Source organism: Kitasatospora sp. NPDC049258 (assembly GCF_040678895.1).
Classification (GTDB): domain Bacteria; phylum Actinomycetota; class Actinomycetes; order Streptomycetales; family Streptomycetaceae; genus Kitasatospora.
This window is the reverse complement of the sequence record NZ_JBFAQT010000017.1, coordinates 110,554-125,757: the sequence shown is the minus strand read 5'-3', so window position 1 is coordinate 125,757 and position 15,204 is coordinate 110,554. Positions and strand designations below refer to the sequence as shown.

15 protein-coding genes and 1 other RNA gene are annotated in these 15,204 nt (G+C 73.7%); 14 read left to right on the top strand and 2 right to left on the bottom strand.

Features of this window, described 5'->3' with window-relative positions:
* Positions 1–92 precede the first annotated feature (92 nt).
* The 3 genes from AB0K43_RS17305 (at position 93) to AB0K43_RS17295 (ending at position 2,900) form a co-directional block, all read left to right on the top strand.
* Positions 93–929 carry a Nif3-like dinuclear metal center hexameric protein gene (locus AB0K43_RS17305; protein ID WP_363640483.1) on the top strand — a complete coding sequence of 279 codons (837 nt, stop codon included), beginning with the start codon at positions 93–95 and terminating at the stop codon, positions 927–929.
* Positions 930–1,006: 77 nt separating this feature from the next.
* Positions 1,007–1,750, top strand: a complete 744-nt coding sequence (locus AB0K43_RS17300) for a C4-type zinc ribbon domain-containing protein (RefSeq protein ID WP_363640482.1) — start codon at positions 1,007–1,009, stop codon at positions 1,748–1,750.
* A gap of 4 nt (positions 1,751–1,754) precedes the next feature.
* The gene (locus AB0K43_RS17295) at positions 1,755–2,900 is read left to right on the top strand and encodes a bifunctional RNase H/acid phosphatase (protein WP_363640480.1); all 1,146 of its coding nucleotides are present in this window, start codon (positions 1,755–1,757) and stop codon (positions 2,898–2,900) included.
* A gap of 52 nt (positions 2,901–2,952) precedes the next feature.
* Here AB0K43_RS17295 and yaaA read toward each other — a convergent pair whose 3' ends face one another.
* Together yaaA and AB0K43_RS17285 are read right to left on the bottom strand one after the other, a co-directional pair.
* The gene (yaaA, locus tag AB0K43_RS17290; RefSeq protein ID WP_363640478.1) at positions 2,953–3,750 is read right to left on the bottom strand and encodes a peroxide stress protein YaaA; all 798 of its coding nucleotides are present in this window, start codon (positions 3,748–3,750) and stop codon (positions 2,953–2,955) included.
* 42 nt (positions 3,751–3,792) lie between these two features.
* Positions 3,793–4,236, bottom strand: a complete 444-nt coding sequence (locus AB0K43_RS17285) for a DUF3995 domain-containing protein (protein WP_363640476.1) — start codon at positions 4,234–4,236, stop codon at positions 3,793–3,795.
* A 142-nt stretch (positions 4,237–4,378) separates the two neighbouring features.
* Here AB0K43_RS17285 and AB0K43_RS17280 point away from each other — a divergent pair, with 142 nt between their 5' ends.
* The 11 genes from AB0K43_RS17280 to AB0K43_RS17230 all read left to right on the top strand — a co-directional run bounded on the left by AB0K43_RS17280 (position 4,379) and on the right by AB0K43_RS17230 (position 15,187).
* Positions 4,379–5,830, top strand: a complete 1,452-nt coding sequence (locus AB0K43_RS17280; RefSeq protein ID WP_363640474.1) for an RNB domain-containing ribonuclease — start codon at positions 4,379–4,381, stop codon at positions 5,828–5,830.
* Between the two features lie 112 nt (positions 5,831–5,942).
* A complete protein-coding gene (locus AB0K43_RS17275) occupies positions 5,943–7,391 on the top strand; it encodes an MFS transporter (protein ID WP_363640545.1) in 1,449 nt (482 codons plus the stop codon).
* 13 nt (positions 7,392–7,404) lie between these two features.
* An RNA gene (gene rnpB, locus AB0K43_RS17270) (RNase P RNA component class A) lies at positions 7,405–7,806 on the top strand.
* A gap of 555 nt (positions 7,807–8,361) precedes the next feature.
* Positions 8,362–9,021, top strand: coding sequence for a sporulation delaying protein family toxin (locus AB0K43_RS17265; RefSeq protein WP_363640472.1), 660 nt, complete (start codon positions 8,362–8,364; stop codon positions 9,019–9,021).
* A 153-nt stretch (positions 9,022–9,174) separates the two neighbouring features.
* Positions 9,175–9,771: an SdpA family antimicrobial peptide system protein gene (locus tag AB0K43_RS17260; RefSeq protein ID WP_363640470.1), complete on the top strand. Its 597-nt coding sequence runs from the start codon at positions 9,175–9,177 to the stop codon at positions 9,769–9,771.
* Positions 9,771–10,754, top strand: a complete 984-nt coding sequence (locus AB0K43_RS17255) for a sporulation-delaying protein SdpB family protein (RefSeq protein WP_363640468.1) — start codon at positions 9,771–9,773, stop codon at positions 10,752–10,754. The genes AB0K43_RS17260 and AB0K43_RS17255 overlap by 1 nt, the downstream gene beginning before the upstream one ends.
* Before the next feature lie 87 nt (positions 10,755–10,841).
* Positions 10,842–12,305 (top strand): NAD(P)/FAD-dependent oxidoreductase, encoded by a 1,464-nt coding sequence (locus tag AB0K43_RS17250; RefSeq protein ID WP_363640466.1) that lies wholly within the window; start codon positions 10,842–10,844, stop codon positions 12,303–12,305.
* Positions 12,306–12,334: 29 nt separating this feature from the next.
* The gene (locus tag AB0K43_RS17245) at positions 12,335–13,261 is read left to right on the top strand and encodes an ABC transporter ATP-binding protein (protein WP_363640464.1); all 927 of its coding nucleotides are present in this window, start codon (positions 12,335–12,337) and stop codon (positions 13,259–13,261) included.
* On the top strand, positions 13,248–14,078 hold the full coding sequence (locus tag AB0K43_RS17240; protein ID WP_363640462.1) for a hypothetical protein: 831 nt from the start codon (positions 13,248–13,250) through the stop codon (positions 14,076–14,078). The genes AB0K43_RS17245 and AB0K43_RS17240 overlap by 14 nt, the downstream gene beginning before the upstream one ends.
* Positions 14,079–14,122: 44 nt before the next feature.
* Entirely contained in the window at positions 14,123–14,425 is a 303-nt protein-coding gene (locus AB0K43_RS17235) for a hypothetical protein (protein ID WP_363640460.1), read from the top strand.
* Positions 14,426–14,827: 402 nt separating this feature from the next.
* Entirely contained in the window at positions 14,828–15,187 is a 360-nt protein-coding gene (locus tag AB0K43_RS17230) for a helix-turn-helix transcriptional regulator (protein WP_363640458.1), read from the top strand.
* Positions 15,188–15,204 lie beyond the last annotated feature (17 nt).

Here is a 15,204-nt window from a genome sequence, read left to right as displayed (position 1 = left end):
CGGGGCCGCGGTGCGCCCCCACGCGCTGGTTGACGAGCAGCTGTACGGGTTGCCGGGCCTGGCCCGCCCGCGCTACGCGGTAGTCTCGACAGGTGCCGAAACTGTCCGACGTCATCACCGTGCTCGAAGAGGTCTACCCGCCGCAGTGGGCGGAGTCCTGGGACGCCGTCGGGCTGGTCTGCGGCGACCCCGACGCCGGGGTCGAGCGCGTGCTGTTCGCCGTCGACCCGGTGCAGGCCGTGCTCGACGAGGCGATCGAGTGGGGCGCCGACCTGGTCGTCACCCACCACCCCCTCTACCTGCGCGGCACCACCAGCGTCGCCGCGACCGGCTTCAAGGGCCGGGTGGTGCACGGTCTGATCCGGGCCGGGATCGCGCTGCACGTCGCGCACACCAACGCCGACCACGCCGACCCCGGTGTCTCCGACGCGCTCGCCGACGCCGTCGGCCTGCGGGTCACCGGCCCGCTGGTCCCCGACCCGAGCGACCCCAAGGGCCGCCGCGGCAGCGGCCGGATCGGCCTGCTGGAGCCCCCGCTGCCGCTGTCCGCCTTCGCGGCCCAGGTCGCCGCCGGGCTGCCGGCCACCGCCGCCGGCGTCCGGGTGGCGGGCGACCCGGACCGGCTGATCGGCCGGGTCGCGGTCTGCGGCGGCTCCGGGGACAGCTTCCTGGCCGAGGCCCGCGCTGCCGGGGTGGACGCCTACCTCACCGCCGACCTGCGCCACCACCCCGCCTCGGAGGCCACCGAGGCCGCTGCGGTCGCCCTGCTCGACGCGGCGCACTGGGCCACCGAGTGGCCCTGGCTCAACCTGGCCGCCGGCGAGCTGCTCAGCGCGGCCAACCGGCACGGCTGGGCCCTGGAGGCCAGGGTCTCGGCCCTGGTCACCGACCCGTGGACGGCGCACGCGCCGATGCCGTTCACCCCCTGACACCCCATGACGCGGCCCGGCCGCCGTCACCACCCGACCGCGTCACCAGCTGACCGAACGACACAGGAGTCACCCGCTTGAACGCCGCGCCCGCCGACCAGATCCGCCTGCTCGACCTGCAGGCCATCGACTCCCGCCTGGACCAGCTGGCCCACCGGCGCCGCACCCTGCCCGAGCACGCCGAGATCGACAAGGCCGGGGCCGACCACACCGCGCTCAAGGACCTGGTGGTCGCCGCCCAGGCCCAGCTCGGCGACACCACCCGCGAGCAGGTGAAGGCCGAGCAGGATGTCGAGCAGGTCCGCGCCCGCGCCGCCCGCAACCAGCAGCGGATGGACTCCGGCGCCGTCGGTTCGCCCCGCGACCTGGAGAACCTCCAGCACGAGACCACCTCGCTGGCCAAGCGCCAGGGCGACCTGGAGGACGTGGTCCTGGAGGTCATGGAGCGGATGGAGTCCGCCGAGACCCGGGTGACCGAGCTGACCGCCCGTCTGGAGCACGCCGCCGTCGTCCTCAAGGAGGCGGAGGCCCGCCGGGACGCCGCGTTCGCCGAGATCGACGCCGATGTGGCCAAGGTGCAGCGCGACCGCGAGGTGGTCGCCGCCGCGCTCCCCGCCGACCTGCTGAAGCTGTACACCCGGCTGCGCGAGCAGCAGGGCGGCGTCGGCGCGGCGCGGCTCTACCAGCGCCGCTGCGAGGGCTGCCGGGTCGAGTTCGCGGTCTCCGACCTGAACGCGATCAAGGCCGAGCCGGCCGACGCCGTGATCCGCTGCGACAACTGCGGCCGGATCCTGGTCCGTACCTCCGAGTCGGGCGCCTGACCAGGTGGCCCCCCGCAAGCTCATCGTGGAGGCGGACGGCGGCTCCCGGGGCAACCCGGGCCCGGCCGGGTACGGCGCGGTGGTCCGCGACGGCGACACCGGCCTGATCATCGCCGAGGCCGCCGAGTTCATCGGGCGGGCCACCAACAACGTCGCCGAGTACCGGGGCCTGATCGCCGGCCTGCGGGCGGCGCGCGAGCTGGACCCGCAGGCCGAGGTCGACGTCCGGATGGACTCCAAGCTGGTGGTCGAGCAGATGTCCGGCCGCTGGAAGATCAAGCACCCGGACATGCAGCCGCTGGCCGCCGAGGCCCGCACCGTCCTGCCGCGCTCCCAGGTGACGTACCGCTGGATCCCGCGCGAGCAGAACAAGGACGCGGACCGGCTGGCCAACGAGGCGATGGACGCGGGCCAGGCCGGCCGGCCGTGGGAGCCCAAGGCCCGCCCGGCCGGGCCGCAGGCCGCGGCGGAGCCGCTCGCCGAGCCCGCCGCACCCAAGGCCGGCTGGGCCGCGCCCGCCGACCTCGGCACGCCGACCACCTTCGTCCTGCTCCGGCACGGCGAGACCCCGCTCACACCGGAGAAGCGGTTCTCCGGCAGCGGCGGCAGCGATCCGGCGCTCTCCGAGAAGGGCCGCTGGCAGGCCGAGCGGGCCGCCGAGGCGCTCGCCGGGCGCGGCACCGTGCAGGCCGTGGTCAGCTCCCCGATGCGGCGCACCCGGCAGACCGCCGAGGCCGTCGCGGCCCGGCTCGGCCTGGAGGTCCGGATCGAGGAGGGCCTGCGCGAGCTCGACTTCGGCGCCTGGGAGGGGCTGAGCTTCGCCGAGGTGCAGCAGAAGTACCCGCAGGACCTGGACGCCTGGCTCGGCTCGGCGAAGGCCAGGCCCACCGGCGGCAGCGAGAGCTTCACCAACCTGACCCACCGGGTCGGGGTGGCCCGCGACAAGATCCTCGCCCGCCACCCGGGCCGGACGGTGCTGGTGGTCTCGCACGTCAGCCCGATCAAGACCCTGGTCCGGCTGGCGCTCGGCGCCCCGCCCGACTCGGTCTACCGGATGGAGCTGTCGGCCGCCTCGTTCTGCGCCGTCCAGTACTACACCGACGGCAACGCCTCGGTGCGGCTGCTCAACGACACCGCCCACCTGCGCTGACGGCCCGCTCGCGGCCGCGCGTGGTCAGCCTGGACCTCGGCGCGTCCCGCGGTCAGTGGATCTCGGTGACCACCACGTCGAGCTGCCACGGCTTGCGCGCGGTGCCCCGGGCGGACACCTCCACCCGGTAGCCGAGCCCGGTCAGCGCCTCCACCAGCTCGCCGGGTGAGCCGGGCTCCAGGCCCGCCGCGAGCAGGTCGCGCACCAGCCGGCCCTTGGTCGCCTTGTTGAAGTGGCTCACCACCGAGCGCTTCAACTCCCCGGCCACCTCGCGCTCCTGCAGCACCCGCACGGTCGCGGTCCGGGCCGCCACCTCGCCGGCCGGCTTCCACGCCGCCGCGTACGCCGAGCTGCGCAGGTCCAGCACCAGCCCGTCGGCGACCTCGGGGAGCACCTCGGCCGTCGCACTCCGCCAGTACGCCCCGAGCGCCCCCAGCGGCGGCAGCTTCACACCCATCGAGCACCGGTACGGCGGGATCCGGTCGCCGATCCGCACCGCGCCCCAGAGCCCCGAGAACACCAGCAGCGAGCGCTCGGCCAGCGCGTACGCCGCCTCGTCCAGCTTGGCCAGCCCCAGGTTGTCGAACAGCACCCCGGTGTAGACCTCGCCGGCCGGCAGCGCCCCGGCGGTGCGCAACCCGGCGTCGCGCTCCACCTCGCCCCGCAGCCCCTGGCTCAGCCCGAGCACCTCGCGGGCCCGCTCCCGGTCGCCGGAGCACAGCTCGACCAGCGCGTCCAGCACGGCCGCGCGCGCGGTGGTCAGGCCCGGCAGCGAGAGCGACCCCAGCTCGACCGGCGTCCCGGCCACGGAAGCGGCCTTCCCCTCCGACGGCGGCAGCAGGACCAGCACGGTGACACCCCTCAACAGTTTGTGGCAGGCAACCCCGCCACTCTACGCGGCCCCGCCCCGCCCCCGGACGGCCACCAGCGCCGCCCCGGCGCCGAGCAGCACGCACAGCGGCGCGTAGCAGCGCCGGTCCAGCCGGACGAACCGCTCGGCGCGGGGGATCCGCCCGCTGCCGAACAGCACCGGCCCGCCGATCCCGCGCGCCAGCAGCACCCCGGCGACCGTCCCGCTGCCCACGGCGGCCAGCCGGCGCGGCCCGGCCGACGGCAGCGCCCCGGCCCGCGCCCCCACCAGGTACCCGGCCGCGCCCAGCGCTCCCGCGACCCCCGCGCACATCGCCGGCGTGGGGGCCCGCTCCTCGGCCACCCCGACCACCAGCTCCGCGAATTGCTCCCGCGAGCCGAGCGGCCACGGCGAGCGCATCCACACCGCGTGCAGCACGCCGATCCCGCCCAGCGCCGCGGCCACCGCCGCACCGACCGACCGCACCGGGCCCACCGCGGCTGCCGTGCCTTCGGCAACTGCCGCGCCTGTCGCACCTGTCGACCGCATGGTCAATCCCCCTTCGCCACAACCACCTTACGGGCCGGTCCAGCGCGCCGAGCGGCCGCCGCGGCCGTACGCTGCGACCATGCCGCGTCGACACCTGAGGGTCCGGGCCGCAGAGACCGCCCGGATCAACACCGAGCTGGCCGAGCTGCGCAGCCGGCTGGAGATCCGCACCGAGTGGCCCGCCGACGTGCTGGCCGAGGCCGAGCGGACGGCCTCGCTGCCCCGGCTGCCCGAGCTGGACGCCACCGACCTGGAGCTGTTCACCCTCGACCCGCCCGGCTCGCTCGACCTCGACCAGGCCATGCACCTGGCCCGGCGCGGCAGCGGCTACCGCGTCCACTACGCCATCGCCGACGTGGCCGCCTTCGTCACCCCCGGCGGCGCCCTCGACACCGAGGCGCACCGCCGGATCCAGACCCTGTACTTCCCCGACCGGAACGTCCCGCTGCATCCCGCGCGGCTCTCCGAGGGCGCGGCCAGCCTGCTCCCGGGCGAGCGCCGCCCCGCGCTGCTCTGGCAGCTCGACCTGGACGCCGACGGCGCGGTGCTGCTCGCCGACGTCCGGCGCGCCCAGGTCCGCTCGCACCGCCGGCTGGACTACGCCGGGGTCCAGCGGGCCGTCGACTCCGGCGCCGCCGACCGGCAGCTCGGCCTGCTCGCCGAGATCGGCAAGCTGCGCGAGGCCCAGGAGCAGGCCAGGGGCGGGGTCAGCCTGCCGCTGCCCGAGCAGGAGGTGGCGACCGAGGACGGCGGCTACCGGCTCGCCTACCGCGCCCCGCTGCCCGCCGACGGTTGGAACGCCCAGATCTCCCTGCTCACCGGCATGGCCGCGGCCGAACTCATGCTGGACGCCGGGGTCGGCCTGCTGCGCACCCTGCCCGCCGCCCCCGAGTCCGCGTACGCCCGGCTGCGCCGGGTGGCCCGGGCCCTGCACGTCGACTGGCCGGACCGGATGCCCTACCCCGAGCTGATCCGCTCGCTCGACCCGGGCAGGACCGCCGACGCCGCCTTCCTCAACGAGTGCACCGGCCTGCTGCGCGGCGCCGGCTACCAGGCGTTCGACGCCGCCCGGGGCATCCGGCCGCCCGCCGACCCGGGCCATGCCGCGCTCGCCGCCCCGTACGCGCACTGCACCGCTCCGCTGCGGCGGCTGGGCGACCGCTACGCGCAGGAGATCTGCGCGGCCGTCGCGGGCGGCGCGGACGTTCCGGGCTGGGCGCAGGAGGCGCTGGCCGAGATGCCCGGGCTGATGGGGAGCGGCGACCGGCGGGCGCACGAGGTGGAGCGGGCCTGCGTCGACATGGTCGAGGCGGAGCTGCTGCGCGGGCGGGTGGGGGAGGACTTCGAGGCCGTGGTGATCGACGTGGACGAGCGCCGGCCGCACCTGGGCACCGTGCAGTTGCGCGAGCCGGCCGTGGTGGCCAAGTGCGACGGTGACGGTGGGGGGTCGCTGCCGCTCGGCGAACGGATCAGGGTCCGGCTGACCACGGCCGACCCGGCCACCCGGACGGTGCGGTTCGCGCCGGTCTGACCCCCGGGCCGGCCGTCCGGCGCCCGAGCCGGCCGTCCGGCGCCCGGATCGGCCGTCCTGGCCGGTGGCTCGCCGCCGGTGCGATGATCGTCTCGTGAGTGCACAGACCCTCGTGCCGGACCGGCGGCGCCGCATCCTGGTCCTGGCGATCTGCTGCCTGAGCCTGTTCATCGTCGGCCTGGACAACACCGTGGTGAACATCGCGCTGCCGTCCATCCAGCAGGATCTGGACGCCCCGACCTCCGGGCTGCAGTGGATCATCGACGCCTACACCCTGGTGCTCGCCTCGCTGCTGATGCTCTCCGGCTCGGTCGCCGACCGGGTCGGCCGGCGCCGGATCTTCCTGACCGGGCTGGCGGTCTTCGCGCTCGGCTCGCTGCTGTGCAGCCTGGCGCCCGGCCTGGGCTGGCTGATCGCCTTCCGGGCGGTGCAGGCCGTCGGCGGCTCGATGCTCAACCCGGTCGCCATGAGCATCATCACCAACACCTTCACCGACCGGCGCGAGCGGGCCCAGGCGATCGGGATCTGGGGCGGGGTGGTCGGCATCAGCATGGCGCTCGGGCCGCTGATCGGCGGCGCCCTGGTGCAGAGCGCCGGCTGGCAGTCGATCTTCCTGATCAACATCCCGGTCGGGCTCGCCGCCGCCGCGCTGACCTGGCGCTACGTCCCCGAGTCGCGGGCCCCGAAGCCGCGCCGGCCGGACCCGGTCGGCCAGTTGCTGATGCTGGTGCTGCTCGGCGCCGGCACCGCCACGATCATCGAGGGCCCGGGGCACGGCTGGACCTCGCCCGGCATCCTGCTGCTGGGCTCCCTCGCGCTGGCCGCGCTGGTGCTCTTCCCGCTCTGGGAACGCCGGGTGGCCGAGCCGCTGATCGACCCGCGGTTCTTCGGCAGCATCCCCTTCACCGGTGCCACCGTCACCGCGGTCTGCGCCTTCGCCTCGCTCGGTGGCTTCCTCTTCCTCAACACCCTCTACCTCCAGGAGGTACGGGGCTACTCCCCGGTCCAGGCCGGGCTGTGGACGCTGCCGATGGCGGGCCTCACCCTGGTCGCCGCCCCCGTCTCGGGGCGGATCGTCGGGCGGCGCGGGCCCCGGCTGCCGCTGCTCGTCGCGGGGCTGGCGATGGCCGCCAGCGGGGTCCTGCTCACCGGGCTCGCGGCCGACTCCCCGGGGAGCCTGCTGATCACCGCGTACGCGCTGTTCGGGCTGGGCTTCGGCCTGGTCAACGCGCCCATCACCAACGCGGCGGTGTCCGGCATGCCGCTGGCCCAGGCCGGGGTGGCGGCCGCCGTCGCCTCCACCAGCCGCCAGATCGGGCAGTCGCTCGGCGTCGCGGTGATCGGCACCGTGGTCACCTCCGTGGCGGCGGCCGGCAGCGTGGGGTACACCGAGGCCACCCACCGGGGTTGGTGGATCATCGCCGCGCTGGGGCTGGTGGTCGCGCTGCTCGGCCTGCTGACCAGCACCGCCCGGGCGGCCGCCAGCGCGGCCCGGGTCGCCGCCCGCCTCGACCCGCCCCGGGTGCCCGTCCAGGGCAGCCGCAGCGAACCGCTACGATGACCAGTACGGCGGACGAGCCGGCCGGGCGGCCGCGTCGGGCACCTTAGGGGGCCCGCCGAGGAACGTCCGGGCTCCACAGAGCAGGGTGGTGGGTAACGCCCACCCGGGGTGACCCGCGGGACAGTGCCACAGAAAACAGACCGCCTGCGGCCTCGGCCGCAGGTAAGGGTGAAACGGTGGTGTAAGAGACCACCAGCGACCGAGGTGACTCGGCCGGCTAGGTAAACCCCACCCGGAGCAAGGTCAGGATCGGTGCCCTCGGGTGCCGTGCGCGGATGATCGAGGGCTGCTCGCCCGAGTCCGCGGGTAGACCGCACGAGGCTGTCGGCAACGGCAGCCCTAGATGGATGGCCGCCTCCCCGGGCCGCGCAAGCAGCCAGGGAGACAGAACCCGGCGTACAGGCCGCCTCGTCCGCCCCCCAACCGGGGCTCTGCCCAGGAAAGGGCCTCCGACTCACGTCGGAGGCCCTTTTCGCATGGGCCCGCATACGGGCCGGCAACCGCCGATCCGGAGTGATCCCATCCGCCTGCGATGGCTGTTGACCATCGATCAAAAACCCTCTTAGTATGGGCACGTCCTTGCAGGGGAGCGAGGACACACGGGGAAGGTTCAAGGTTTGGCAAAGTTTTGGGGCCACTGCCCCCATGTCCACTTCTGGGCGTGAGGAACTGCCGACCGGGAACGGTTCACCGGAATCCCTCTGTGGATTTCGGACATCAATCGGGGGATACATGTTGCTTCGGAGATTCCTCCTGGCGTTTTTCAGTCTTCTTTGATTCAACTCCGCAGAGATAGCGCTGTCTCTCCCATTACGGGGCTCCCCACTCTGCGCGGGCGCACATGTCATCACCTCCCGGGAACGGCCTGAGTGCCGTGCCCGTGGATCGGCGTGCCGCCCGCCGGTGTCCACCGCTCTTCGGACGGGTTTCCGAAGAGCACTAACGCACTGGAACAGTGAGGGTTTTTCGCATGCGTATCAAGACTTACTCGGTCGCCGGTGCGACGCTGGTCGCCGCCCTGGTGGCCGGCGTCGCGGGGCCGGCCTCGGCCGCCGACGCGGGCGCCGCTCCGGTCGCTCCCGCCCACAGCGCCGCCGCGGCGTCGTACTCGGACCGCGACGTCGTCGACTTCCTGGTCTTCGGCAAGGGCGAGGCCGCGACGGCCCACCCGGCGCTGGCCCAGCAGATCCGTGACCGCCGCGGCGACACGTCGGTCACCGACGAGCAGCTGACGGCGCTGGTCCAGGGCATGCAGCAGGCCGACCCGGCGTACCACGCGCGGGTCACCGAGGCCGTGCAGTCGAAGGACCCGTTCGCCGTCCAGCAGGGCATGGTGTCGCTCAACGAGGACCTCAAGGGCTACATCGCCACCAACAGCGGCGCCAACACCCTGGACAGCGCCTCGATCGCCCGCCCGAACGGCTGGGTGTGGACCAAGTCCAACATCGTCACCGTCGCCAACGTCGCGGCCGCGATCAATGTCGCCGGCGCCACCAACGTGGCCGGGTTCGCCGAGGTCGCGGTCGTCGTCGTGATCGTCCCGGCCGCCGCCAGCTACGGCTTCGACCTGCAGCAGCCGGACCAGCTGGACGAGAACAACCTGGTGGCAGCGGTCGCCTCGGCGCTGTGACCGGGAGCCGGCCCTCACGCCGGCACTGAACCACTCCGCCGGCTGAGCGCCGGCTGACGGGCCGTCCCGCCGCGTCCGCGGCACGGCGGGGCGGCCCGTCCCTGCGCCCACGACCGTCGGCTCCACCGCCCTCAGGGGATGAGGACCCTTTACATGTCGATCGATTCCACCCCCGGCCGCTCCGCAGCGAGCGGGTCGAAGCAGGCCGCCCGACGGCAGCTCTACATATTCTCCGCCGCCTGCGCGGTGCTGTTCGGATATCTCCTGGTCGCGCTCTTCTACACCTTGCCGAGCAATGCCCTCAGCAGTCGTCACTCCAAGGGGCCCCGGCAGTACTTCAATACCGTGACCCCGCAGGTGTGGGCCTTCTTCACCAAGAATCCGGAAGAGGTCCAGCTCGGCGTCTACGCCTCCCGCGACGGGTCCGTGGTGGATCTCCTGCGTACCCCGCAGGGCAATCCGTCCAATGTCTTCGGCCTCTCCCGGAGCCAGCGGGCGCAGGGGCCGGAAATGGCCTATCTGAACGTCTCGGTACCGGGTTGGCAGGACTGCGCCGGCCAGCTCGCCCCGTGCCTGGAGCGGTCCGCCGCCACGCCTGCGGTCAAGGTGGAGAACCGGAGCCCGGTGCGGACGGTGTGCGGGGATTCGTTCATCACGCAGGAATTCACCGTGCCGTGGTCCTATCGGAATATCGTGCCCTATTCGCACCGGGTCACGAAAATCGCTCACCTGGATGTCGCATGCCCCTGATGTCTCCGACCGCCCTCCTCGACGAGCAGGCCGAAGTCCTGCAGCGCCACCTCCGCCGGTTCGACGTTCGGTCCCGGTGGTTCGGCCTGGGGCGTTCGCTGATCTGCTTCGCGGAGCTGACGGTGGTTCTGCTGACGCCCGCGAAGGCCCTGCTGATCCCCGTGTTGACGATCACGGACGGTGCGCGCTGCGACGGCGTCCGGGCCGGCTCCGCGTTCTGCCTGGTGGGCGAGGACCACGGCGAGTGGGCCCGGTGGCTGCTGGTGGCGGTGCTGCTGGTGGCCGCCAGCGGGTACCGGCCCCGGTGGACCGCGATCCCCCAGCTGTGGGCGGTGTACTCGATCGCGGTGAGCATCTCGGTGCCGGACGGCGGGGAGTCCGTCAGCCTGATCATGTCGATGCTGATGGTCCCGATCTCGCTGGCCGACGGCCGGACCTGGCACTGGTCCCGCGCCGACGGCGCCGAGCCCACCGCGCGCCCGGTCCGGCCCGCCGCCCAGGCGATCGCCTTCGCCGCGTTCTGCGCCATCCGGATCCAGCTCGCGTACATCTACCTGGACACCGCGATCAGCAAGTTCGGCGTCTCCGACTGGGCCAACGGCACCGCGGAGTACTACTTCCTGCGGGACAAGATGTTCGGCGTCGGCACCCCGTGGGACGGCCTGCTGCTGGCGGTCTCCAAGAACTCGCTCACCGTGGTCGCCATGACCTGGGGCGCGCTGATCGTCGAGCTGGTGATCGCCGGATGCATCCTGGGCTCGCACCGCTGGCGCAAGGTCGGCCTGGTGCTCGACGTGCTCCTGCACGGGATGATCATCCTGACCATGGGGCTGTGGAGCTTCGGTCTGGTGATGATCGGCTGCGCGGTGCTGATCTCCATGCCGCCGCTGACCGCGCCGGCCGAGGCGGCCCCGGCGGCAGCGCCGCGTCCGGACGTCCCCGTCGCCGAGGCCCGGCGCCCGGCCGGCGTGGGCACGGCCTGAATGCCCGAGCCACAGGACGGCGCCCGAGCGGTGCGCGCCCGAGCGGTGCGAAGCGCGTGGCCCGCGGGGCGGGGCCCCGAGGTGGCCGTGGTCGGGTCCGGGCCGAACGGGCTGGCGGCCGCGGTCACCATGGCCCGCGCGGGCCTGCGGGTCGACCTGTACGAGGCGGCGCCCAAGGTGGGGGGCGGCCTGCGGTCCGAGCCGATCTTCCGCGACGACATCCTGCACGACGTCTGCGCGAGCGTGCACCCGATGGCCCTGGCCTCACCGTTCCTGCGGCAGTTCGACCTGCCCGCGCGCGGTGTCGAGCTCCTGGTCCCGGAGCTCAGCTACGCCCACCCGCTGGACGGCGGAAGGGCGGCGCTCGCCCACCGGAGCCTGGCCCGGACCAGCGCCGGGCTCGGTGCCGACGGCCCCCGGTGGCGCGCCCTGATGGAGCCACTGGTGCAGCACAGCGGCGCCGTGGTGGACCTGGTGCTCTTCGGCCGGGGCCGCCTCCCGGCCGGCCCGGCGGCCCCCGTGCTGCTGGGCCGGCGGATCCTCGCGCACGGTACGCGGGGGGCCGGGCGCCGGTTCATGGAGCCCGAGGCCGCCGCCCTGCTCGCCGGGGTGGCCGCCCATGTGGTCGGCCGGCTGCCCTCGCTCACCGGTGCGGCCGTCGCGATGCTGCTGGGCCACCTGGCGCACACCGACGGCGGCTGGCCGCTGGTCCGCGGCGGCAGCTCCCGCCTCGCCGACGCCCTGGCCGCCGAGCTGGTCCGGCTCGGCGGCCGGATCGTCACGGGCCACCGGATCGACGACCTGCGGGAGGTGCGGGACGCCCGGGTGGTCATGCTCGACCTGGCCCCCAAGGAGTTCCTGCGCCTGGCCGGCCCGGCGCTGCCCGCCGGCTACCGCCGGAGCCTGCGGTCCTTCCGCTACGGTCCGGGCGCGGCCAAGGTGGACTTCCTGGTCTCGGAGCCGGTGCCCTGGGCCAATCCGGAGGTCGGCCGGGCCGGCACGGTCCACCTCGGCGGCCTCCAGCAGGAGATCTTCCATGCGGAGAGCCTGCTGGCGCGCGGCGTCCGCCCGCCGGACCCGTTCGTCCTGGTGGTGGACCCCGCGGTCACCGACCCCGGACGGGCCGTCGGTCGCCTCCGGCCGCTGTGGGCCTACGCCCACGTGCCGCACGGCGACACCACGGACCCGGTGGAGCTGGTCACCCGCCGGATCGAGCGGTACGCACCCGGCTTCCGCGACACCGTGGTGGCCGGCCGCGGCCGGAGCGCGGCGCAGCTGGAGCACTACAACCCGAACTACGTCGGCGGCGACATCGCCGCCGGAGCGATGACCTTGCGGCAGTCCGTGCTGCGTCCGGCACCCCGCTGGAACCCCTACCGGACGCCGCTGCCGGGGACATATCTGTGCTCGGCCTCCACCCCGCCGGGGCCGGGGGTCCATGGAATGTCCGGCTACCTGGCGGCGAGATCAGCATTGGCGCGGGAGTTCGGCATCCGGCTCCCGACAACGGCCCCGGGGCATGGCAAGAGCTTTGCCTTGGATGGAACATGACAGCACGTCAAGGATGTTAGGTTGAATCGGTGGCCGAACTGATAGTGGACGATGTCTCCGCGGGATACCGGGGAAAGCCGGTGGTGCGGGACATCGCACTCCGGTACGGGCCGGGGGTCCATATCCTGCTCGGGCCGAACGGCGCGGGCAAGACCACGACCTTCCGCGTACTGGCGGGAATTCTGACCCCGATGCGGGGCCGGGTGCTGATCGACGGAGTCGATCCCCGGGTGTCCCCGGAGGCCAAGGCTTCGATCGGGCTGGCGACGCACCGGTCCGCCCTGGCGCCTCGGCTGAGCGTGGTGGACAACCTGCGCTACTGGGCCCGGGTGCTCGGCCTGCCGGCGGCGCGGATCGAACCCGCGATCGGTGAGGTGCTGGACCTGCTGGCACTCGGCCCGCTGGCCGACGAGCGCATCGGCGCCCTGAGCCGGGGCCAGAACCAACGGGTGGGGCTGGCCAAGGCGTTCCTCGCCGAGCCGCCGATCCTGCTGCTGGACGAGCCGATGGCCGGTCTCGATCCGACCAGCACCGGCCGGCTCTCCGACCACCTGCGGACGCTGGCCGACAGTGGCCGCACCATCGTCGTCTCCACCCATGCCCTGGCCGAGGCGCACCGCCTCGCCGACGACGTCACCGTGCTGCACGGCGGCCGGATCGTGGGCCGCGGCGAGCCGGCCGCCCTGCGGGCCGAACTGCTGGGCACCGCCTACCGCCTGCAGCTTCGCGGCTCCGGTGGGCTGACGGCCGGCCTCGACGGCCTCGGACACCGCTGGGAGCGCTCGCCCTCGGGGCCGGTCACCGTCGAGGTGGCCGACGAGGCCGCGGCGCAGGCGCTGGTGGCGGGCCTGGTGGCTGCGGGCGTGGGGCTCCACGAGGTGGTCCCCGTCCGCAACCCGCTCGAAGACGTGTACCAGGAACTCCAGGCTCAGGGGGCGGCTCATGACGGACGGTAGGCTCCGGGCGGACCTGGCGAGGGCGCGCACCCTCACCGCCGCCCTGCTGTGGCGGATGCGGCAGGAGCGCCTGCGCAACGCCCTGACGGTCCTGCTCCCCTTCGTCCTCACCGCCTCCTCGGTGGTCGCCCTGCCGCTGCTCGGCGACGACAGCGCCATGAACGGCGCCGCGGGCAGCGCGGAACTCGGCCTGCAGTACGGCGCGACGGGTGACACCGTGGCCGCGGGCATGCTGCTGGTGCTGCTGCCCGGTGTGGTGGCCCTGCACTGCACCGTCGGCGCGGCCCTCGCGGTACGGAACGTGGTCGGCACCGAGGCCGGCGTCGGCGCCCTGGAGTCCATGCTCGCCGCGCCCTACACCCCGACCTCCATCGCGGGCGGGCTGCTCGGCCTGGCCATGGTGGTCACCACCGCCCAGTGGGCGGTGATGAGCGCGCTGGCCGCGCTCGCGATGGCCATCGCCACCTGGGCGCACCACGACAGCCTGGCGCTGGGCGCCGGCTACCCGGCCCTGGCCCTCGGCCTGCCGCTGCTCTCCGCCTGGGCCGCCGCGGCCCTCGCCCTGCTGTGCAACCTGCTCATGCCCAAGCTCTCCCAGCCCGGGCAGAGCGGCCTGGCCGGGAACGCCGGCGGCCTGATCAACATCATCGCCATGCTCCCCGGCCTCGGTGCCATGCTCGCCCTCGCCACCGGCCTCGGTGACCTCGGGCCGTCCCGGCTGCTGCTCGTCACCGGCGGCGCCACCGTGGCCGTCATCGCGGGCTGTCTCCTGGGCATCGCCCGCGGATTCCGGCCGGAATCCGTGCTGGGCTCCTGACCGCCCGCACCCGCCCGCACCATCCTCCGAGAGGAATACCGCACATGACCAGGTTGATCCTGACCGTACGCCCGTCGCTGGTGGCCAAGCCGTTCCATCTGGCCTTCACCAGGCCGGTCGTGGAGATCGACGGGACCGAGACGGAAACCACTTGGGGCACCACCGAGTTCACGCTCGGGACCGGCCACCACGAGATCGCCGTCGCCTTTCGCTACCGCGGCACGCACAAGGCGAAACTCGCCCGCGCCCGGCACGAACTCACCACCGCCGAGGGGGGCGCCGAGGTCCGGCTGACGGCCCAGCTGGGGGCCCGCAACGGAAGCAGCTTCACCATCACCGAGTCGTAGCCGTGGCGGGGTGACGAACCGGCGGGACGAGCGACGCCGAACGCCGTGCCGCGGACGGCGGCCCGGGCGCCGTTGCCCACCCCCGTGGGGCAGCGGCGCCCGGGGGCGTGGCGGCGGGGAAGCCCGGGGCAGGCCGGGGGTGCGCGAGTGCCCGGCCCAGGGTGTTGATCCTCCCGCTGCGGTGGGAAGGTGTCAACTATCGTTGATCGATCGCGTGGTGCGACCCCGGACATTGGCCCGGTTTGACCGTTTGATCCGCAACGATCGTGCAGATCGGTACAGATGTCGGATTCTGGCGGCACGTCAGACCGTTCTATGATCCGCCATATGTCCACGGATACTCCACCATCGGAAACGCCAGGATCGCCGGACTTCGCGGCCCGCTTCCGGAGGCTGATCAGCGTGATCTACCCCAAGGATCTCGGCCGCCCCTGGCGCGACTCGGAGATAGCCGAGGGCACCGGCCTCAGTGGCACCTACATCGGCAACCTCCGCAAGGGCACCCAGAAGCCGAGCCTGGAGAACGCCGTGAAGATCGCGAAGTTCTTCGGTGTCCCGCTGGACTACTTCAGCGACTCCGTCACCGCCCAGGCCGTCGAGCGGGACCTGCAGAAGATCGAGGCGCTGCGCGACGCCCGGGTGGAGCGGATCGCGATGCGGGCCGCCGGGCTGCCGCCCGCGATGCAGGACGCCGCCCTCACTATTGTGGAACAGCTGCGCAGGGCGGTCGGCCTCCCCGACGACGGCAACCCCGTGGCGTGAGTGACTACCAGCAGCTG

What these genes read in the sequence shown, in the direction of transcription:
- AB0K43_RS17280 (WP_363640474.1), top strand. Translation starts at nt 4,379, where the DNA reads ATGCCGCGTCGACACCTGAGGGTCCGGGCCGCAGAGACCGCCCGGATC.
- AB0K43_RS17265 (WP_363640472.1), top strand. Translation starts at nt 8,362, where the DNA reads ATGCGTATCAAGACTTACTCGGTCGCCGGTGCGACGCTGGTCGCCGCC.
- AB0K43_RS17260 (WP_363640470.1), top strand. Translation starts at nt 9,175, where the DNA reads ATGTCGATCGATTCCACCCCCGGCCGCTCCGCAGCGAGCGGGTCGAAG.
- AB0K43_RS17255 (WP_363640468.1), top strand. Translation starts at nt 9,771, where the DNA reads ATGTCTCCGACCGCCCTCCTCGACGAGCAGGCCGAAGTCCTGCAGCGC.
- AB0K43_RS17240 (WP_363640462.1), top strand. Translation starts at nt 13,248, where the DNA reads ATGACGGACGGTAGGCTCCGGGCGGACCTGGCGAGGGCGCGCACCCTC.
- AB0K43_RS17235 (WP_363640460.1), top strand. Translation starts at nt 14,123, where the DNA reads ATGACCAGGTTGATCCTGACCGTACGCCCGTCGCTGGTGGCCAAGCCG.